Origin of the sequence: Christiangramia sp. LLG6405-1, from assembly GCF_045055805.1 — a bacterium.
GTDB lineage: Bacteria > Bacteroidota > Bacteroidia > Flavobacteriales > Flavobacteriaceae > Christiangramia.
Map to the genome: position 1 here is coordinate 422,272 of NZ_CP159330.1, position 20,872 is coordinate 443,143.

Here is a 20,872-nt window from a genome sequence, read left to right on the forward strand (position 1 = left end):
TGTAAAAAGATATTACAATTTGAGAAGTCGGTAAGACATATAGAATAAAAAAAGCCTTTTCCGTGGTGGAAAAGGCTTTCTATATAAACTTAATATTGTTCTAGTGATTTAATTCTTCTTCACCTTCCTGAAGTGGCGTTGTTTGTGGCACGAAATCCTGACCGGCAATTACATATTCACCATCCTCTCTAGTTTTAGAATAATCGTATGGCCATCTGTAAACCGATGGGATTGCTCCTGGCCAGTTTCCATGTACATGCTTTACAGGAGTAGTCCATTCCAGAGTGTTAGATCTCCAAGGGTTCATAACTGCTTTCTTTCCGTAGAACATAGAAGAGAAGAAGTTATAAATAAACACCAACTGAACTAAAGCGGTAATGATAGCAGCTACCGTAATGATAACATTTACATCTGCATAGTCATCGAAGTATGGAAATTCAGTATTAGTATAATAACGTCTTGGAAGACCAGCGATCCCGATAAAGTGCATTGGGAAAAAGACTCCGTAAGCACCTACAGCTGTTACCCAGAAGTGGATATAACCAAGATTCTTATTCATCATTCTACCAAACATCTTAGGGAACCAGTGGTAAACTCCTGCGAATAGTCCGTACAATGCAGATATACCCATCACCAGGTGAAAGTGAGCAACCACGAAGTACGTATCGTGCACGTTAATATCCAGTGTAGAATCCCCAAGGATAATACCTGTTAGACCACCCGTAATGAAGGTAGATACAAGACCTATTGAGAATAGCATTCCCGGGTTCATCTGTAAATTACCTTTCCAGAGGGTCGTGATATAGTTAAAAGCTTTTACTGCTGAAGGTATCGCAATTAGTAATGTGGTAAAGGTAAATACCGATCCAAGGAACGGATTCATACCAGATACGAACATATGGTGACCCCAAACGATCGTAGATAAGAATGCAATAGCCAGAATTGATGCTACCATCGCACGATATCCAAAGATTGGCTTACGTGAGTTTGTAGCGATAATTTCTGAGGTGATCCCTAGTGCTGGAAGTAATACGATATAAACTTCAGGGTGACCAAGGAACCAGAATAGGTGTTCGAAAAGTACCGGAGAACCACCCTGGTGACTTAATACCTCTCCTTTAATAAAGATATCACTTAAGAAGAAGGATGTTCCAAAACTTCTGTCCATGATCAATAATAATGCGGCTGAAAGTAATACCGGGAACGATACAACTCCAATAATAGCTGTCACAAAGAACGCCCAGATAGTAAGAGGAAGTCTGGTCATAGACATCCCTGCAGTTCTAAGGTTCAATACCGTCACAATATAATTCAAGGATCCTAGTAATGAAGATGCTATAAAGATCGCCATAGAAACCAACCATAATGTCATCCCTGTACCAGAACCGCTAATTGCCTGTGGCAATGCAGATAGTGGAGGATAAATCGTCCAGCCTGCCATTGCTGGTCCTGACTCCACAAATAATGAACAAAGCATGATCACTGAAGAAAGGAAGAACAACCAGTAGGAAACCATATTCAGGAATCCTGAGGCCATATCACGCGCACCAATTTGCAACGGAATTAATAAGTTTGAAAACGTACCGGAAAGTCCGGCAGTTAATACGAAGAATACCATGATCGTACCGTGAATAGTAACAAGTGCCAGGTAAATACTTGGTGACATTACTCCTTCCGGTGCCCAGCGTTCTCCTAATAGTGCTTCAAAAACCCAGAAAGACTCCTCTGGCCATGCAAGCTGAATACGGAAAAGGATAGACATCCCAATACCTACTATTCCCATTAGAAGACCTGTAATAAGATATTGCTTCGCAATCATCTTATGATCGGTACTGAAAATATACTTTGTTATAAAAGTTTCCTTATGATGATGTCCGTGATCATCGTGGTGATCGTGTGCCGGTGCTGTTGCAGTTGCTGACATATCTCTAATTTCTTTATCTTAAAATTGTACGTTCGTTATCTATTCTACTGAAGCTACTGCATTCTCACCTTCAGGTGCATTTTCAGTCTCCATCTCCCCTTCAGAATCTTCTTGCATTGACTCTGGCGTGCCATCTCCAGCAGTATCTTCTGGTCTATCTACATTCTGACTACTTTCTTCCATAGTACTTCCAAAAGTAGGCTGCTCTGACATCCATGCATTAAAATCTTCTTCAGATTCTACTATGATTTTCATTTGCATGTTGTAGTGAGCCTGTCCACAAATCTTGTTACATAATAAGAAATACTCAAATTCATACTCATCAAGGGTAGCTTCACCCTGTGCTCTTAGTACTTCGTTACGCTCATTTCTTACCTCATTTACGCTCTTCACCTTATCGCGCATATATTCGCTTTCTCTCATTTCTTCGGAAGTAATCGTTGGAGTAAAACCAAACTGAGTGATCATTCCAGGCACTACGTTCATTTGTGCACGGAAGAATGGGAAATAAGCTGAATGCAATACATCCTGAGATCTGAATTTGAAAAGTACTGGTCTGTCTACCGGTAAATGTAATTCAGTAGTGATAACGTCATCTTTTCCATATGAATCAGATTCGTCTACACCTAACTGGTTCACACCTTCGATAAAACGAACATTTGCTTTTCCTAATGTATTGTCTTCTCCAGAATATCTCGCTCTCCAGTCAAACTGGTAAGCATAAACTTCGATCACCAGTGGATCTTCATCTTCGTTGATATTCATAATATCACTCCAGGTAAATAATCCGTAGATAATAAGACCGGCAAGAGTAATTACAGGAATGATCGTCCAGATAAATTCCAGCTTATCATTATCTGCGTAGAATAATGCCTTTTGTGTTTTCTTCCCTTTGTATTTAAACGCGAAATAGTGAAGTAGACCCTGAGTAATGATCTGAACGAACATGATAAGTCCGATAGACACGAACATTAAGGTGTCATATTCTGAACCATGTTCAGAAGCAGCTTCCGGAAGGTAGAATTTACTGTATTCCCAGAAACAAAATATGGTAATAACGTAAAGGAAAATTACAAATGCTAGCATCAGGATTCCGTGAGTACGGTTATCCTTATCGTTTGCAACCTGTGAAGTATCCTCATCTGATCCCTTCGATAACTGAAAGATCTTAGAGATCTGCCAACCTGTTACGGCCAGAAGTGCGAGTACTATGATTACTAAAAATACGGTCATTTTATAAGTTCTTCTTTAAACAATCAATCTTTATTAATAATGGTAATGTTTACTTTCTTTCAAGTATGGATTACCTTTTACCAGTAGCGGTGCCTTAGTAAGTGCGTTGAATACTATGAAAGAGAATAAACCTCCAAACAATAGCATTGCACTAATTTCAGGAATGCCTATAAACCAGGACTCTCCAACTGTTGCAGGCATTACCATCACATAAACGTTAATGTAGTGACCACTAAGTATTATGATACCCGTCATTACTACGAACCAGTTCACACGCTTGTAGTCGCTGTTCATCAACAATAATACCGGGAATATGAAGTTTGTTACTATCATTCCCCAGAAAAGTATAGGATAATCATTCATTCTCTGGATGAAGTAAACCACTTCTTCGGGAATATTTGAATACCATATCAACATAAACTGAGAGAACCAAAGGTAGGTCCAGAAAATACTGATCCCGAACATGAATTTCGCAAGGTCATGAATATGACTGTTGTTTACGAATTCAAGGTATCCTCTCGATTTTAGATATATAGTGATGATAGCGATCGTGGTGATCCCGGAAACGAACATACTTGCGAACACGAACCATCCGAATAATGTACTAAACCAGTGTGGATCTAAACTCATGATCCAATCCCATGACATCATAGACTCGGTCACGATAAAGAATACAAGGAATCCCGCAGATAGCTTGAAGGTCTTCTTGAAAATCGAAAGATCTGTTGCATCATCCATCTTTCTAGAGTTCTTTACAAGTAAATGTCTGAAGATAGCCCATCCACCAAGATAGATAGCAGCTCTAATTAAGAAAAACGGTACGTTTAAGTATGCTGTTTTATTTTGAATGATTTCATCATGTGCTACTACTTCAGGATCCATCCATACGAATAGATGGTTTAGATGTAAACCTGAAAGAACAAGAATTACAAAAACGATAAGTCCACCAGGTAGTAAGTAAGCAGTAATAGCTTCCATCACTCTGAATAATACCGGTGACCAACCTGCCTGTGCAGCGTATTGTACGGCGTAAAAGGCCAGAACTCCTAAGGAGATCATGAAGAAAAAGAATGCAGCTACATAAAGTGCAGCCCATGGCTTGTTCTGTAACTGGTGCAGTATATGCTCCATATGCTCAGCCTCATGAGATGCTTCCTCACCTTGACCAGCTTCAGCGTGATCTGCTTCAGCTGCATGATCTGTATTATCTTCAGTGTGTTCTATATTCTCAACTTCAGTGTTTCCACCAGGAATCTGCTCTACATTAACTTCGTGAGTTTCATCTGTCGCATGCTCTTCCCCGTGATGTTCAGAAGCCATCATTGCCTCCACATCCTCGATAGTTTCTGGAGCCGCGATAAACCCGTAAACGAGACCTATTGCTCCCACAACCATACAAATGATTGCTGCTAATTTTATTTTACTGGATAGCGTATACATATTGATAGATCTAAATCTTTATTCTTGAGTTTCGGTTTGGTTGTTTTCGGTAGCACCTTCAGCAGCGGTATCGCCAGCATCCTCATAGATATTAGCATCTGCTCTGGAAGGAAGAAGGCTTGTTTGCTCTTCTTCGAATTCTCTTTCAGGTTTACCTTCCAACTTATCTTTTAAGCTCATCACATAGTGATCAATCTGCCAGCGTTCTTCAATAGAAGTCTGAGAAGCATAAGATCCCATGTTATTAATTCCGTAGTACATTACATGATAAACACTACCTTCAGTAATTGCTCTACCAGCATCATCGTAAGATGGTACACCAAGGATCTTTTCTCTTTCTACAAGAATTCCTTTTCCATCACCTTTATCACCGTGGCAAACTGCGCAATAAATAGTGTACAATCCTTTACCTTCTGCTAGGTTATCCTGAGTATATGGAATTGGATTGTTAAGGTTTGCCTTAGCATTTGCAAGTCCTGCTGCAGAATTTTCGTAATCGTACGGCATCCATCCTCTTGGGATAGATCCTTCTACCGGTAACTTTGCCTCCTGAGCATTCTCGAATACCTTGTACTCACCGTAAGTTTCGTAACCTACAGACTCATACATATCTGGCATGTACTGATAGTTTGGATCCTCCTTGTCATTGCAGGAAACAACTGCAAAGCCAAGCAGACAAAATCCTATAGTTTTATGGAACAAACTTCTCATTATCACTATTTATTATCTATTAATCTAATTTCAGATGCACCAGTATCGTAAAGAAACTTGGTAAGATCATCTATGTTATGGTTCGCAGCATCCACTTCCATAAGAAACAGGTCATCTGTAGTTCTTACATCAGGGTTTTCAGCTTTTTTGAATGGCCATAATCTACTTCTCATGTAGAAAGTGATTACCATAAGGTGAGCTGCAAAGAATACTGTAAGTTCGAACATGATAGGTACGAATGCCGGCATATTCTGAAGAAAACTAAAACTTGGTTTTCCTCCAATATCCTGTGGCCAGTCCTCGATCATGATAAAATTCATCATAGCAACTGCTACTGCCAAACCAACCAATCCATAGAGGAATGCGGTGATGGCAAGTCTTGTTGGAGCAAGTCCCATTGCTTTATCAAGTCCATGAACCGGAAATGGACAATAGATTTCTCCAATATGATAGCGTGCTTCACGAATCTGCTTTACAGCCTGTAAAAGCAGGTCGTCATCTTGGTAAATAGCGTGTAAAACTTTAGATGCCATCCTGATTATTTATTTTTTAGTTTGTTTGCCTGCTCTGTCCATCCAGCTCTGTTAGCCTGGATAGGGAAGTTTTCGATCACTTCATCAAGCAAGACAAAATCCTGTTCTGTCAATTTACTAACCTGGTCGAAAAGGTAAATACCAACCTGGTGGAAATGTTGTTGTAATAAAGGTCCAACATTCTTAAGCCTGGTTAGATCATCTGCAGACTGTGTTGCAGGATCGTAAGTACCAATTCTTCCTAACATCTCATCGATACGGTCCTTCATCACTTCTGAAACAACCATACCATCAGCGTTTACAGTATCCTCATGAGGATGATCTGCTTCTACCGTTTTTTGATGTTCTGTATCTTCAATTTTATGGTGAATTCCATCTTCCTCGTTCTGCATAGGATTTCTTCCTACCGCTTGAGGATCATAATGCAATACATCATCACCATGCTGAGCTCTCAGTTTTTTATACTTTTCTCCGGAAGCCTTCAGAATTGTTTTTACCTCTGCCTGAGCGATCACTGGGAACGAACGAGCGTACAGAAGGAACAATACAAAGAAGAATCCAATAGTTCCAATAAAGATCCCTATATCTACAAAGGTAGGTGAGAACATCGTCCATGATGATGGAAGGTAATCACGGTGAAGTGAAGTCACAATAATTACAAAACGTTCGAACCACATCCCGATGTTTACTACGATCGAAATAAAGAATGAGAACATGATGCTGGTACGTAATTTCTTGAACCACATGAACTGAGGAGAAAACACGTTACAGGTCATCATACTCCAGTATGCCCACCAGTAAGGTCCGGTAGCCCTGTTAAGGAATGCATACTGTTCGTACTCAACACCAGAATACCATGCGATCACTAACTCGGTAATATATGCCGTACCTACGATAGAACCTGTGATCATGATCACGATGTTCATTAATTCGATATGCTGAATTGTGATATAGTCTTCAAGATTGGAAACCTTTCTCATAATGATAAGCAAGGTGTTCACCATCGCAAATCCAGAGAAGATCGCACCCGCAACGAAGTAAGGAGGGAAAATGGTCGTATGCCATCCCGGTATTACCGAAGTTGCGAAGTCAAAAGATACAATCGTATGTACAGAAAGTACAAGTGGTGTTGCCAACCCGGCAAGTACCAGTGATACCTCTTCAAAACGTTGCCAGTCCTTAGCACGTCCACTCCATCCAAAGGATAGAATACCATATACTTTCTTAGTAAAAGGAGTGATCGCACGGTCACGAATCATTGCAAAATCAGGTAGCAATCCAGTCCACCAGAACACCAGTGACACAGAAAGATACGTAGAGATCGCAAATACATCCCATAGAAGTGGCGAGTTAAAGTTCACCCATAGTGATCCAAACTGGTTTGGAATTGGAAGTACCCAATATGCCAGCCATGGACGTCCCATGTGAATAAGAGGGAAAAGACCTGCCTGCATTACAGAGAAAATGGTCATTGCCTCTGCAGACCTGTTAATTGCCATTCTCCATTTCTGGCGGAAAAGCAATAGTACAGCGGAGATAAGTGTACCGGCGTGACCAATACCTACCCACCATACGAAGTTGGTAATATCCCAGGCCCAACCTACGGTTTTGTTTAATCCCCAGGTACCAATACCTGTAGAAATTGTGTAAACTATACATCCTACACCCCAAAGAAAGGCAACAAGGGCAATAGAGAAAACTATCCACCAGGATTTGTTAGCCCGTCCTTCAACCGGAGCAGCAACATCTACCGTCACATCGTGATAGCTTTTGTTCCCGGTAACTAGAGGCTTTCGTATAGGTGCTTCGTAATGAGACATATCCTTCTAATTGATTCTTAGTTATTCGTTATTTTAAGCTTCGGTTGTATTTCTAACTTTCGTCTGGTACATCACGTTTGGTTTAGTACCTACATACTCAAGAAGATGATACATCCTGTCGTCATTTTTCTTTTCAAGAACTTTCGAGTCTTTGTTATTCACATCCCCAAAAACCATCGCACCTTTATCACAAGCAGCAGAACAAGCAGTCTGGAATTCTCCATCTTCGATCGTTCTACCTTCTCTCTTCGCATCAAGAATGGTTTTCTGAGTTTTTTGAATACACATAGAACATTTTTCCATTACCCCTCTGGAACGTACAGTAACGTCAGGATTAAGAACCATTCTACCCAGGTCGTTATTCAGGTGGTAATCAAACTCATCATTCTGAGCGTAATTGAACCAGTTAAAACGACGTACTTTATAAGGACAGTTGTTCGCACAGTATCTAGTACCAACACATCTGTTATAAATCATTTGATTCTGACCCTGTCTACCGTGAGAAGTTGCCGCAACAGGACAAACTGTTTCACATGGAGCATGGTTACAATGCTGACACATCACCGGCTGGAAAACAACCTGAGGATTATCTGCAGTAGATTCAAGTCTGTCGAAAGTAGACAACGAACCTTCTCCTTCTCTATCCCCAAAGATATAGTCTCCAAAACCAAGACCTGAAGCATCTTCTTTTTCCTCGATATCTTCAGTAAAGTTCTCTTCAGAAGAGAAGTAACGGTCAATACGCAACCAGTGCATATCTCTGGACTTTCTTACTTCCTCTTTTCCAACTACAGGAACGTTGTTTTCAGAATGACAGGCGATCACACAAGCACCACATCCGGTACATGCATTCAGGTCGATACTCAAATTGAAGTGAGGACCTGTAGATCTATCAAAACTTTCCCAGATATCAACTTCCGGAGAAGTTACTGGAGTTTCCTGGTGATCTAAAGAAACTTCTGGAACATGGTTCCATACGTGAGCATCTTTAGTATTGAAAATCTCAAGGGTTGTCTCCTTGATGATATCACCACGACCCATCAATGTATTATGAAGCTGAACACAAGCGAACTCATGAACACCCGGAGCTTTTTCTATTTTTACTTTCTGAACAGATCTGAAGTCATTATACAATGGATACGCATTCACACCTGTTTGCATCTCTTCCTGAACACCGGCTTTTCTACCGTATCCAAGTGCGAGTCCAACAGATCCTTTCGCCTGTCCTGGCATGATATACACCGGAACATTCTGAACTACTGTGTCACCAACACTAACGTTTACATAGCTACCGTTAAGTCCGCCATTTGCAACATGTTCGTTCATAACTCCCATCGCCTCGGCATCTGCCTTAGACATGGTAATGTAGTTATCCCAACTTGCTCTGGTTAATGGATCTGGCATTTCCTGCAACCAAGGGTTGTTTGCCTGCTGTCCATCTCCAATCGCAGTGTTAGTGTAAAGACTTAATTCAAAACCTTCACCGTCAAGATCATCAATGCTATAAGAAATAGCTGATGCACTGCTTCCTGTTGATGTCGGAAGAGCTACTGGTGAACTAGCTTCAAAGACACCATCATGAAGCACTTCGCTCCAGTTACGATCTCCAAGTCCGCCAGACCAGGTTTCCTGAATATATTCATAGTAAGACTGGTTATTATCTGTCCATTTCAATAACGTATCCTGAAATTGTCTGGTATCAAATAATGGTCTTATTGTTGGCTGCATAAGGCTGAAAGCCTTTTCGCTATACTGAATATCTCCCCAGCTTTCAAGATAGTGCGGAGTTGCAGCAACATATTTACTTAGTTTAGAAGTCTCATCAGTTCTTGTAGTAAAATCAACTACAGTTTTCACTTTTTTAAGACCTTCCACAAATTCTTTAGAATTTGGAAGCGTATGAACCGGGTTTAGACCAGCGATCATAAGAGCGCCGATACTTCCGTTATTCATATCCTTTACCAGTTGCGCTACTTCGCTAGCATTTCCCTGGCGAGTTACTCGAGCATTTGAAGAATCCATAATCTGACTTCCCAGGGCTTCGTTGATCTCTAACGCCCATCCCTGTGCTTCCTCATCTGGGATTCCACATACTACTACTGCAGCACTTCCTGCTTTTCTTAGCTGTCTTGCCGCTTTCACTACTGCATCATCGAGCTTTTCAGAAAGACCACTGGTAGAACCACCAGCGATATAACCTTTGAGAGCAGCCATTACAGCTTTTTGCTCAGATGGTTTAACTGGAACACGCTTATCTGCATTTGCTCCGGTTAGTGACATATTCGATTCAAACTGAATATGACGTGACATTTTACCATTTTCAGGTATTCTGGTTTTTGCAAAAGCAGCATCAAAACCACCACCTTGCCAGTCACCGAGGAAATCTGCACCCACACCAACTACAGTTTCCACTTTAGAGAAATCGTAATGAGGCAGCGCACGTCTTCCGTATTTAGACTGAAATGCATTCAACGCAGGATCTTCTGAAACGGTATCATACACTACATGGCGTACATTCCCAAATTTTGAAGAAAACTCCTGAATTAATTTTGCAGTTGAAGGACTGGCAAATGTTTGCGTAAGCAATACCACCTCGCCATTAGCATTTTCAAGATCTGAAACAACCTGACGGTCGAATTCTTCCCAAGAAACGTTTCTTCCTTCAATCATTGGGCGTTTAACCCTTTTAGTATCATACAATGAAAGTACCGAAGCATGAACACGAGCGTTAACTCCGCCCTTGAACTTCGAAAGATCATTATTTTCAATTTTTACAGGACGACCTTCACGTGTCTTAACCAATACACTAGCGAAGTCGAAACCATCAGCAATAGTTGTCGCATAGTAGTTAGCAACACCAGGAACGATCCTGTCTGGCTGAACTACGTAAGGAATAGACTTTACCACCGGGCCTTCACAGGCAGCCAGTGATGCCGCTGCTGTACTGAAACCAACATACTTAAGGAAATCACGTCTTGAAGTTTTTGAATCTGCAAGATTTTCTTTATCCCCAAGAAAGTCCTCAATAGGGATCTCCTCGGCGAATTCCTTTTGCTGGAGCGTCTCAACAACAGAGCTTTTATCTTCCAGCTCTTCAACACTTTTCCAGTATTTCTTGTTTGATGACATATTATATCTAAATATTAGCTTCTTAAATTAAACCTGAACTTCAGGATTTTAGTAGTGACACTTACCACATTCTAAACCACCCATTTGAGCAGCCGTAAGCTCTTCTACACCATATTTCTTAGATAACTCTTCATGAATCTTTTCATAGTACTCGTTACCCTCAATTCTGATATTCGTTTCACGGTGACAGTTAATACACCATCCCATGGTTAGAGGCGCATTTTGATACACGATCTCCATTTCTTCGATAGGACCATGACATTTCTGACATTCAATTCCAGCTACACTTACGTGCTGCGAGTGATTGAAGTATGCGAAATCTGGCAGGTTGTGAATACGAACCCATTTAACTGGTTTCTCTTCTCCAGAATAAGTTCTGGAAGCTGGATCCCAACCGGTCGCATCATATAACTTTGCGATCTCTTTATCATAAAATTCTTTAGAGTATTCTTCAGTAGCCGTTTCAGGAGACACTTCAGCAATAGCCTTATGACAGTTCATACAAACATTTAGAGAAGGAATCCCGGAATGCTTAGAAACTCTTGCAGAAGAGTGACAGTACTTACACTCGATCTGGTTATCACCTGCGTGGATTCTATGTGAATAGTGAATTGGCTGAATTGGCTGATAACCCTGATCAACACCAATCTGCATTAGGAAACCGTAAGAGAAGTAACCTACAGTAAGCAACACAAAAATTGACGTTACTACAAGAAGGAATTGATTCTCTACGAAAGACTGGTATAAAGGTTTAGTTTTTGGCTTCTCCGGAATTGTAATTCCAGAGGCAGAAGCGAAATTTCTTAAAGTTTTGTTTACAAGGAAAAGCACCACAAGAAGAAGCACCAGGACAAAAGCAAGAATTCCTAAAATGATATTTACAGAAACACCACCTGAACCTTCACCTCCACCTGACTGAGCTGCACCAGTAGTTGCCGTTGTTGGCTCTGGTTTAGGCTGCTCAACGTAAGCAAGAATATTATCAATATCACTCTCGGTCAACTGAGGAAAAGCCGGCATTGCCGTTTGATTCCATTCATTGTAAACTTCATTAGCTTCAGCATCACCACTCGCGATCAAAGCAGCAGAATTCTGGATCCAATCATAAAGCCACTCCATTTCATGTCTATCTGTCGCACCGTTTAAGGCAGGACCAATAGAATTAGAATAAGGTTTGTGACAGGCTGCACACAGTGAATTGAATAATTCTTTACCAGCAGCAGCATCTCCAAGGGAGGCAGCAGCTGCTCCAGCACCAGCATCAGCTTCGGTCGCCTGGCCAGACTCAGCCTGAGCTGTACTATCCTGCACCGTCTGATCCTGCGCATGCGCGAACAGAGAAAATGTAAATAAGAAAGCTACGCTTAAGAGTAGTTGTCGCGAAATTGAATGGCGGAAAATCACCTTTTTCATATTTTAAGTTCGATTAACGTCTAAACTTTGGTACGGTTTTTACACTCAGTATTTTAGGGCTAAATACCTAAAAAGGTACCTTTAAATTCAGGCACAAAAGTAATACTTATAGACGATTCTAGGAATGTTAGATAAGTGTTAATGGGTAATTTATAATAGTTCTAAATAATATTTTACAAGCTGTTTAAGTTATTATATTTTACATTTGTCAAAAGACCACAAGCTATGAAAAAACCTAATATACAGTACTCATTTACGATTGCAGCTTTTTTCCTTCTTTTTAATCTGAGTTCCAGCGCTCAACAAGCCAGTGTTGAAATTCAACAAAGCAAAAAGATCGATAAGTTGATGGAAGTTAAGAAAGAATTGAGCGATAATAATAAAATTGGTGACCGCTTCGTGATACAGTTATTTTATGGTGATAACGGTAAAGCAAACGAGGTAATTCAGAAGTACCGCAATCTATACGATTACCCATCCAAGATCGCTTATGAAGCTCCAAATTACAAAGTATGGGTAGGTAACTTTAGAAATAGACTGGAAGCAGACAGAGCACTCCTTACCCTGAAAGAGGACTTTCCTTCAGCTTTTATTCCGAAGCCACAGAGAAAATAAGAATTTGAACATTATACATTAAAAAGCGGCTCGATGAGCCGCTTTTTTTTGATAGATCTTCGAAACTTGATATGTACAAACTAACCAACGAGATCAAGTACGTATAGCTGAAGATTTCTCATATTCTAACAAGAAATCCAGGGTTTCAATCAAAGTCTGTTCGCCCGTATTCTCAACTGTGTCTTAGGTAGAAATTCACAGGAAATTCCTGGTTTCCTCCAGACACTTACTTAGACTTTTTTTCGAAACCTAAAGGCGCTAGACGCATAATTTTCTTATTGGAATGATGTAGAAACGAACATAGTCATACCCCAAACATCAATTCTTTGAATGGCTACTCACAAAAAGTTTTAGTTAACCTAATGTTACCAGGAAAAGCCAGTACTATCGCTACAAGGATTACTCAATGAAATAAGGCTATTAATCTAATATGATCTTTACAATCTTATTCAATATTTGACATATATAAATTATTCCAAATAAAGTGTTTTGCTATTCGCCTAGCCAATGCAGTTTATTACCGAACTGCACCAATGCGATTGCTGTCTCTAAATATAGTAGCTGCTCTCGAATGATCAATCGATAATTCCGAACCTCTAATTTTATAGGCACACTGGAATCCTCAAAACATATTACAATGGGTTCTGAAGAAATGATTGAATCTTCAAAAACAAAAATAATAGGTACTATTGAATATCATACTACACAACCAATAGTATTATGAATCTGACCTTCTGGGATCAATAGCTTTCCAATACATCCTATTGACACCACTAACAAAAAAAGCGGCTCAATGAGCCGCTTTTTTTTGTTGAGTGTTCTACTCAGTTTATTTTGATTTCAAGGTTTTCTTAACCTCTACTTCTCTAAATGCTTCTACTACATCACCTTCTCTAATGTCATTGTAGTTCTTAACCTGAAGACCACAATCATATCCTTTCTTCACCTCTTTAACGTCATCTTTGAAACGTTTTAATGAAGCTAGTTCTCCAGTGTAAACAACCACACCATCTCTAATAAGGCGTATTCCAGCACTTCTGTAGATAGTTCCTGCGGTTACCATACAACCAGCGATCGTACCAACCTTAGATATCTTAAAGGTCTCTCTAATCTCTGCAGTACCAGTGATCTCTTCTTTAAGTTCCGGTGAAAGCATACCTTCCATCGCATCTTTAAGATCATTGATCGCATCATAGATGATCGAGTACGTACGGATATCGATTTCTTCCTTATCGGCCACCATTCTGGCGTTACCTGCAGGTCGAACATTAAATCCTATAATTACCGCATCAGATGCTGAAGCTAATAGTACATCACTTTCTGTAATTGCACCAACTCCTTTGTGTATGATATTCACCTGAATTTCTTCCGTAGAAAGCTTCTGGAAACTATCTGTTAGCGCTTCTACTGAACCATCCACATCCCCTTTCAGGATTATATTAAGTTCTTTAAAGTCACCAAGTGCGATACGTCTTCCAATTTCATCAAGCGTTATGTGACGCTGAGTTCTAACATTCTGCTCACGTTGTAGCTGAGTTCTACGTGCTGCAATATCTTTTGCTTCACGCTCATCTTCCATTACTTTGAAGGTATCACCTGCCTGAGGAGCACCATCAAGTCCTAAGATAGATACTGGTGTGGATGGTCCGGCTTCTTTCACCTCGTGACCACGCTCATCATGCATTGCCTTGATCTTACCACTATTTCTACCGGCAAGCACATAATCTCCAATCTTAAGAGTACCAGCCTGAACAAGAATAGTTGCAATATAACCTCGACCTTTATCTAGGAATGCTTCCACCACTGTACCTTTGGCAAGTTTCTTAGGATTAGCCTTCAATTCCAGAATTTCAGCCTCCAGAAGTACTTTTTCAAGTAATTCTTTCACGCCAGCTCCTGTTTTTGCTGAAATATCATGTGACTGAATCTTACCACCCCAGTCTTCAACAAGAAGATCCATCTGGGCAAGTTTCTCTTTTATCTTTTCTGGATTCGCCGTTGGCAAATCAGATTTATTGATCGCGAAGATGATCGGAACACCCGCAGCCTGTGCGTGAGAGATCGCTTCTTTTGTTTGAGGCATCACATCATCATCTGCCGCAATCACAATGATTGCGATATCTGTTACCTGTGCACCACGAGCACGCATCGCCGTAAAGGCTTCGTGACCAGGAGTATCCAGGAATGCAATTTTTTGTCCGCCATCAAGCTCAACTCCATATGCACCAATATGCTGCGTGATCCCTCCACTCTCACCGGCAATTACATTCTCTTTACGAACGTAATCCAGTAAGGAAGTTTTACCGTGATCCACGTGACCCATTACAGTTACGATTGGAGCTCTGGTTACAAGATCTTCAGGATTCTCTTCAACTTCTTCAACTGTTTCTTCTACATCTGCTGTGGTGAACTCAACTTCATAGCCAAATTCTTCAGCAACGATAGTTAATGTTTCAGCATCAAGACGCTGATTCATGGTTACCATCATTCCAAGAGACATACATGCTGAGATAATCTTAGTTACCTGAACATCCATCATGGTTGCAACTTCACTTACAGTAACAAATTCTGTTACTTTTAAGATCTTATCATCAGATTCCTGCTGTGCAAGATCATCTGCAGAACGCTGCCTGTGTTCGTCTCTTTTCTGTCTTCTATATTTAGCACCTTTACCCTTGGAAGATTTCCCCTGAAGTTTTTCCAGAGTTTCACGTACTTGTTTCTGTACTTCTTCTTCGGTTGGCTCTTCCTTTGTAATAGGTTTGCTTCTTGCTCTTCCGCCTTTTTTAGCAGCTGCACCACGCGGACTGTTTCCACCACCACCTTTTACATCTTTACTGATGCGACGGCGACGTTTCTTGCGCTTATCCTTTTCGTCCTTAGATTCGGTTTTCTTCTCGTCCTTCTTCTTTACAGGTTTCTTGAACTGTGAAAGGTCGATCTTCTTACCGGTGAAGTTAGGTCCGTCGAGCTTCGTGTAGTTGGTCTTGATCGTATCAGAACCTTCTTCTTTCTTCTCTTCGGTAGCTTCTGGAGCATCAGGAGCTTTTCCAGTTTCAGCTTTGGCCTCAGTTTTCACTTCTGGCTTCGCTTCTTCTTTTTTAGCAACCGGAGCTTCCTCTTTCTTAGGAGCAGGAACTTCTTTTTTCTCAGCAGGTTTTTCCGCAGGAACCTCTTTAGGCTTCTCTGCAGATTTTGCTGGTTGTTCTTTTTCTTCAGTAGTCTTCTCAGCTTCTTTGACAGGTTCAGCTGGAGTTTCTTTTACTTCTTCAGTTTCTTTAGAGGCTTCTTCCGCAGGAGTTTGCTCTCCAGGCTTTTTGTCCAGGTCTATCTTACCAACCGTTTTAGGACCGGCAAGCTTAGCTCGGGAAGAAGAAACTTCTTCTTTCTTCACCTCTTCAGCTTTACGCTTTTCCTCTATTTCCTTGCGAAGTTCCTCCTTCTCCTTCTTTCTCTCTTCTCCTACTTCTTTGGAAGCAACCTTTTTACTCTTATCGGTTTGGAACTCGTCAGAAAGCACCTCGTAGATTTCTCCCGAGATCTTGGTAGTTGGACGTGCATCAATCTCGTAGCCTTTGGAAGTAAGATATTCCACAGCCCTGTCTAACGAGATATTGAACTCACGTAGAACTTTATTTAATCGCGTTGTTTTCGCTTCTGCCATAAATTGCCCTCTAAATTAACCTCTTTTAATGTATTCTATATTAAAAAAATATTATTCTTCAAATTCTGAGCGAAGAACCGACATAACGTCTTTAATGGTTTCTTCCTCAAGGTCTGTACGACGTACAAGATCATCAACATCCTGTTCCAATACAGCCTTTGCAGTATCCAGACCAATTTTTGAAAATTCGGCGATTACCCAATCTTCAATTTCATCTGTAAACTCTTTTAACTCCACATCTTCCTCAACACCTTCTCTGTAAACATCGATCTCATAACCGGTTAATTGCCCGGCCAGTCTAATGTTGTGACCACCTCTACCAATAGCTTTGGAAACTTCTTCTGGCTTCAGCATTACCTCAGCAGTTTTAGCTTCCTCATCCATTTTAATGCTGGTTATCTTCGCAGGGCTCAAGGCTCTTGTGATGAATAACTGCTCATTATTGGTGAAATTGATCACATCAATGTTTTCATTTCCAAGCTCACGAACGATGCTGTGAATTCGGGAACCTTTCATTCCCACACAGGCACCTACAGGATCGATCCTATCATCATAAGAATCTACTGCTACTTTCGCTTTTTCACCAGGAACACGAACTACTTTTTTGATAGTAATTAAACCATCGAACACTTCAGGGATTTCCTGCTCGAATAACTTCTCAAGGAAACCTGGTGCGGTTCGGGACATGATGATGGTAGGCTTGTTACCTTTTAACTCAACGCTTTCTATGATCCCACGTACGTTTTCTCCTTTTCTGAAGAAATCTGATGGAATCTGGCGGTCTTTAGGAAGCACAATTTCATTGCCCTCGTCATCAAGGAGAATGATTGCTCTGTGCCTTATATGATGAACTTCTGCAGTGTAAATTTCTCCTTCAAGATCTTTAAACTGCTTATAAATATTCGTGTTATCATGCTCATGAATCTTAGAAATGAGGTTTTGACGTAATGCCAAAATAGCTCTTCTTCCAAGATCAATAAGCTTCACTTCTTCTGAAACATCTTCACCAACTTCAAAATCGGGTTCGATCCTTCTGGCCTGAGCAAGAGAGATTTCCCTATTGGAATCTTCTACTTCACCATCTGCAACAACGATCCGGTTTCTCCAGATCTCAAGATCTCCTTTATCAGGGTTTACAATAATATCAAAATTATCGTCTTCTCCATACTTTTTCTTCAAAGCATTTCTGAAAACGTCTTCCAGGATCGCCATAAGCGTAACCCTGTCTATAAGCTTATCATCCTTAAATTCTGAGAATGATTCAATCAACGCGATATTTTCCATATCAATTTGTGATTAAAATGTTATTTTAACTTTCGCTTCCACAATCTCATCATAAGACAATGTTGCCTCTTTATCAACTGTGACCTTCCCTTTACCTACCGGCTTGGGCTCCCTGGCTTTCCAGGCTAGCTTGATCTCTTTTTCGTCTGCAGCCAGAAGATCTCCTTCAAACTTATCATTTTCAGTTTTCACTTTCAGCCTGCGACCTATGTTTTTCCTGTATTGCCTTGGTAAGCTCAAAGGTTCAGAAACCCCTGCAGAAGTCACTTCCAGCGAAAAATCTTCCTCTTCTCTGTCGAGATTATGCTCGATCCCGCGACTTACTGTAATACAATCATTTACTGAAACTCCCTCATCACCGTCTATTACGATCTTTATGTGATTAGCGGAGTTCATTTCAAGGCTTATTAAGAATAAATTCTTATTCTCTTCAAAGACCTGCTCTGCTAATTTTTCTACTTTATCCTTCAGCATATGTTTATAAAAAGAGGGGACTTCTGTCCCCTCGCTGTACCAAAATTTTAGTTTCAACGCTGCAAATATAGCAATATTTTTCAAGTATAAAAACGCCAGAGGAAATGAAATATTCTTCGTAAATTTAATAGAGACTTCACCTTCAATCTATTACTTCGAATTATGAAAAATATTCTCGTTCCCACCGATTTCAGCGATCAGGCCGAAAAAGCTCTTAAAGTCGCTGCACAACTGGCCCGAAAATTCAACAGTGAGATCTATTTGCTCCATATGCTGGAGCTACCAATGATGTTGATCGACCCGGTACACGGCAGTAGCCAGAACGTTCCGGAGGCACTATTTTTTATGAAGCTTGCGCATCAAAGATTTTCCAAATTAAAGATGGCAGATTATCTTGAGGGAATAAAGGTTCACGAAACCGTTCAGTTCCACCGCGCTTTTGAAGGAATTATTGAAATTAGCCACGAAAAGAATTGCGAAATGATCGTAATGGGCTCACATGGCGCCAGCGGCTACCAGGAAATGTTCATTGGTTCCAATACAGAGAAGGTTGTTCGCAATTCTGAAATTCCTGTACTGGTGATCAAAAATGAGATCCCTGACTTTAGAATTGAAAATTTTGTGTTTGCTACAGATGCAACATCAGATCAGAAAGACCTGCTTTCAAGAGCCATGAAATTTGCCCGGGCGATCGATACGCAAATGCACCTGTTATTCGTAAACACACCCAATGACTTTTTAAGCACTGCGGAAGCTACTAAAAGAATGCTGAAATTCACTGAAGAATATCCTGAGCTGGAAACTAATATTCATATATATAATGACATTAGCGTTGAAAAAGGTATTCTGAATTTTGCTCGTAAGCGAGGAGCAGACCTGCTTGGAATTGGAACGCATGGTCGTAAAGGTCTCGCACACTTTTTCAATGGAAGCATTAGCGAAGATCTGGTCAATCACGCCAACAGGCCGGTAGTAACTTTCAGAATTTAAATAAATGCTTTCAAAGCTCCATTCTTGATCATATTCCAGAGATAGTTCCAGAAGGATTTTGTTCTATCCCTGTCCACAGTAATATCTTTATGATTCGCTTTACTATTCTGCGCTTTATTCTTCACGATAAGGTTCGCCAGTGCAGATACGACTTTGTTCTTCTCTTTTCCATCCTTCTGCAGTACTTCGATCTTAAAATCCTTATACTCCAGTCGCATATCACCCTTAGCCGTGTAAGGTCCACCTGCAAAATTAAAGTACAGATCTTCAATTTCTCCATGTGCCTGTACATTCATGGCTGGTTTCATAAATTCATTGATCTGTTCCGCAGCGATCCTGCCAAGTTCACCGCTTATATTAAAACGATCCTGGATATCAGCAATATTAAAAGACCAATTCACATCCAGAGATGCAGTTTCCATAAAATCTGCCTGGGCCTTGATTCTGGTTTCCGGAAAATCTTCCCTATCAAGATTCACATTGGAAATCTGACTTATCTGAAGATTCATATTAGAAAAATCCACAGTTCCCGGCTCGCGATCTGCATGAATCTTCTCTTCATACTTGAGATAACCGTTGGTAAGACTCATACTATCAATTTGCAATAAAACCGACATTTCCCGCAGCATTTGACTATATAAAGGTTTAATACTATTATCATCCTGCTGTAACTTATCTCTATAAATCACAAAATCGAATTGATCTATATGAGTGAGAGAATTTCCAATCTTCAGACTATCATTCTGTAGACTCCAGGTAAGACCCTGCATCCCAATGCTATCGATCTCAAGATCATACCAATCGGTTTCTTTACTAATATTCTGCTGATGTTCATTTCTGGAGAACTTCGGTTTAAGCTGAAAATCGGTGATCTTGACATCATTATTCTTTATTACAAGATCTCCGACGTATAATTTCTGAAGATCATTTAGATCATAAAATAAGCTATCAATATTCAGAAGGATAAGATCATAATTGAAAGGAACAGATTCTTTCAGAGAGGTTGAATCAATTCGCACCTGCTCCATACTAATATCGCGAAGTTTAGAGTAAAGTCTATGCTTTGAACTATCTTTTTCAAAGATCTTCAGGCTTCCGCCGGAAACTTTAACCGTTTTGATCCTGATCTTATTTTTAAAACTATTCTGTTTTTTGGAAGAGGAAGTATCCTTCTCTTTCTTCGGAAGTTTAAAGATCTTTACTTCAGGATTGGAAATTCTCAGATCACCAATAACGATATTCTTGTCAGTTAAATACTCAAGGATCTCGATATCATTTAATCTAATGGTATCAACTTTCAACATTTTTCCACGAATACTTATGGCAGCATTAATCACTTCCGCAGAACGGTCTAAAAGCTTAACGTCGACCTTTTCATACACCGCATTTGCAGAATCCAGATTTTTCTCGATTCCTTTCTTGATCTTACTCTCCAGAATGTTGTTCGCTATCAATAAAATAAGAGCCAGAACACCAATTGCGATCAAAACTCCAGCAGCGATTTTGTTTGATTTCTTCAATTTACCAGGATTTAGGTGAGCCAATTTACTATTCGGCAGGCATGATTCTGGCTGAATTAAGAATATTTAACTTAAAAGATTGTGAGCCAGAAGTTACCAAAGTTAAATATTCGTCAAACTTA

General features: G+C 40.2%; 14 protein-coding genes. 2 read left to right on the forward strand and 12 right to left on the reverse strand.

Going from position 1 to position 20,872, the window contains the following annotated elements:
- Positions 1 to 100: 100 nt before the first annotated feature.
- From ABVM50_RS01945 to ABVM50_RS01980, 8 genes are read right to left on the reverse strand one after another with little or no spacing between them, the layout of a single operon-like run.
- On the reverse strand, positions 101 to 1,924 hold the full coding sequence (locus ABVM50_RS01945) for a cbb3-type cytochrome c oxidase subunit I (protein ID WP_405199727.1): 1,824 nt from the start codon (positions 1,922 to 1,924) through the stop codon (positions 101 to 103).
- A 39-nt stretch (positions 1,925 to 1,963) separates the two neighbouring features.
- Positions 1,964 to 3,157, reverse strand: coding sequence for a cytochrome c oxidase subunit II (locus ABVM50_RS01950; protein ID WP_405199728.1), 1,194 nt, complete (start codon positions 3,155 to 3,157; stop codon positions 1,964 to 1,966).
- A gap of 33 nt (positions 3,158 to 3,190) precedes the next feature.
- Positions 3,191 to 4,597 carry a quinol:cytochrome C oxidoreductase gene (locus tag ABVM50_RS01955; protein WP_405199729.1) on the reverse strand — a complete coding sequence of 469 codons (1,407 nt, stop codon included), beginning with the start codon at positions 4,595 to 4,597 and terminating at the stop codon, positions 3,191 to 3,193.
- 18 nt (positions 4,598 to 4,615) lie between these two features.
- A complete protein-coding gene (locus ABVM50_RS01960) occupies positions 4,616 to 5,308 on the reverse strand; it encodes a c-type cytochrome (RefSeq protein WP_405199730.1) in 693 nt (230 codons plus the stop codon).
- A gap of 5 nt (positions 5,309 to 5,313) precedes the next feature.
- The gene (locus ABVM50_RS01965; protein ID WP_141878774.1) at positions 5,314 to 5,841 is read right to left on the reverse strand and encodes a DUF3341 domain-containing protein; all 528 of its coding nucleotides are present in this window, start codon (positions 5,839 to 5,841) and stop codon (positions 5,314 to 5,316) included.
- A 5-nt stretch (positions 5,842 to 5,846) separates the two neighbouring features.
- Complete coding sequence (gene nrfD / locus ABVM50_RS01970; RefSeq protein ID WP_141878775.1) at positions 5,847 to 7,661, reverse strand: NrfD/PsrC family molybdoenzyme membrane anchor subunit; 1,815 nt, start codon at positions 7,659 to 7,661, stop codon at positions 5,847 to 5,849.
- Positions 7,662 to 7,694: 33 nt separating this feature from the next.
- Positions 7,695 to 10,790, reverse strand: coding sequence for a TAT-variant-translocated molybdopterin oxidoreductase (locus tag ABVM50_RS01975; protein ID WP_405199731.1), 3,096 nt, complete (start codon positions 10,788 to 10,790; stop codon positions 7,695 to 7,697).
- Between the two features lie 48 nt (positions 10,791 to 10,838).
- Positions 10,839 to 12,203, reverse strand: coding sequence for a c-type cytochrome (locus ABVM50_RS01980; RefSeq protein WP_405199732.1), 1,365 nt, complete (start codon positions 12,201 to 12,203; stop codon positions 10,839 to 10,841).
- A gap of 225 nt (positions 12,204 to 12,428) precedes the next feature.
- Here ABVM50_RS01980 and ABVM50_RS01985 point away from each other — a divergent pair, with 225 nt between their 5' ends.
- A complete protein-coding gene (locus ABVM50_RS01985; RefSeq protein ID WP_405199733.1) occupies positions 12,429 to 12,818 on the forward strand; it encodes an SPOR domain-containing protein in 390 nt (129 codons plus the stop codon).
- 829 nt (positions 12,819 to 13,647) lie between these two features.
- Here ABVM50_RS01985 and infB read toward each other — a convergent pair.
- From infB to rimP, 3 genes are read right to left on the reverse strand one after another with little or no spacing between them, the layout of a single operon-like run.
- Positions 13,648 to 16,482, reverse strand: a complete 2,835-nt coding sequence (gene infB / locus ABVM50_RS01990; RefSeq protein ID WP_405199734.1) for a translation initiation factor IF-2 — start codon at positions 16,480 to 16,482, stop codon at positions 13,648 to 13,650.
- 51 nt (positions 16,483 to 16,533) lie between these two features.
- Positions 16,534 to 17,766 (reverse strand): transcription termination factor NusA, encoded by a 1,233-nt coding sequence (gene nusA / locus ABVM50_RS01995; protein ID WP_141878779.1) that lies wholly within the window; start codon positions 17,764 to 17,766, stop codon positions 16,534 to 16,536.
- 12 nt (positions 17,767 to 17,778) lie between these two features.
- A complete protein-coding gene (gene rimP, locus ABVM50_RS02000) occupies positions 17,779 to 18,240 on the reverse strand; it encodes a ribosome assembly cofactor RimP (RefSeq protein WP_141878780.1) in 462 nt (153 codons plus the stop codon).
- A gap of 162 nt (positions 18,241 to 18,402) precedes the next feature.
- Here rimP and ABVM50_RS02005 point away from each other — a divergent pair, with 162 nt between their 5' ends.
- The gene (locus ABVM50_RS02005) at positions 18,403 to 19,230 is read left to right on the forward strand and encodes a universal stress protein (protein WP_405199735.1); all 828 of its coding nucleotides are present in this window, start codon (positions 18,403 to 18,405) and stop codon (positions 19,228 to 19,230) included.
- On the opposite strand, the gene ABVM50_RS02010 is transcribed toward ABVM50_RS02005, so the two are convergent.
- Entirely contained in the window at positions 19,227 to 20,750 is a 1,524-nt protein-coding gene (locus tag ABVM50_RS02010) for a hypothetical protein (RefSeq protein WP_405199736.1), read from the reverse strand. The genes ABVM50_RS02005 and ABVM50_RS02010 overlap by 4 nt on opposite strands.
- Between the last annotated feature and the right edge of the window lie 122 nt (positions 20,751 to 20,872).

Coding starts and splice junctions, on each gene's coding strand:
- ABVM50_RS01945 (WP_405199727.1), bottom strand. CDS start 1,924: ATGTCAGCAACTGCAACAGCACCGGCACACGATCACCACGATGATCAC.
- ABVM50_RS01950 (WP_405199728.1), bottom strand. CDS start 3,157: ATGACCGTATTTTTAGTAATCATAGTACTCGCACTTCTGGCCGTAACA.
- ABVM50_RS01955 (WP_405199729.1), bottom strand. CDS start 4,597: ATGTATACGCTATCCAGTAAAATAAAATTAGCAGCAATCATTTGTATG.
- ABVM50_RS01960 (WP_405199730.1), bottom strand. CDS start 5,308: ATGAGAAGTTTGTTCCATAAAACTATAGGATTTTGTCTGCTTGGCTTT.
- ABVM50_RS01965 (WP_141878774.1), bottom strand. CDS start 5,841: ATGGCATCTAAAGTTTTACACGCTATTTACCAAGATGACGACCTGCTT.
- nrfD (WP_141878775.1), bottom strand. CDS start 7,661: ATGTCTCATTACGAAGCACCTATACGAAAGCCTCTAGTTACCGGGAAC.
- ABVM50_RS01975 (WP_405199731.1), bottom strand. CDS start 10,790: ATGTCATCAAACAAGAAATACTGGAAAAGTGTTGAAGAGCTGGAAGAT.
- ABVM50_RS01980 (WP_405199732.1), bottom strand. CDS start 12,203: ATGAAAAAGGTGATTTTCCGCCATTCAATTTCGCGACAACTACTCTTA.
- ABVM50_RS01985 (WP_405199733.1), top strand. CDS start 12,429: ATGAAAAAACCTAATATACAGTACTCATTTACGATTGCAGCTTTTTTC.
- infB (WP_405199734.1), bottom strand. CDS start 16,482: ATGGCAGAAGCGAAAACAACGCGATTAAATAAAGTTCTACGTGAGTTC.
- nusA (WP_141878779.1), bottom strand. CDS start 17,766: ATGGAAAATATCGCGTTGATTGAATCATTCTCAGAATTTAAGGATGAT.
- rimP (WP_141878780.1), bottom strand. CDS start 18,240: ATGCTGAAGGATAAAGTAGAAAAATTAGCAGAGCAGGTCTTTGAAGAG.
- ABVM50_RS02005 (WP_405199735.1), top strand. CDS start 18,403: ATGAAAAATATTCTCGTTCCCACCGATTTCAGCGATCAGGCCGAAAAA.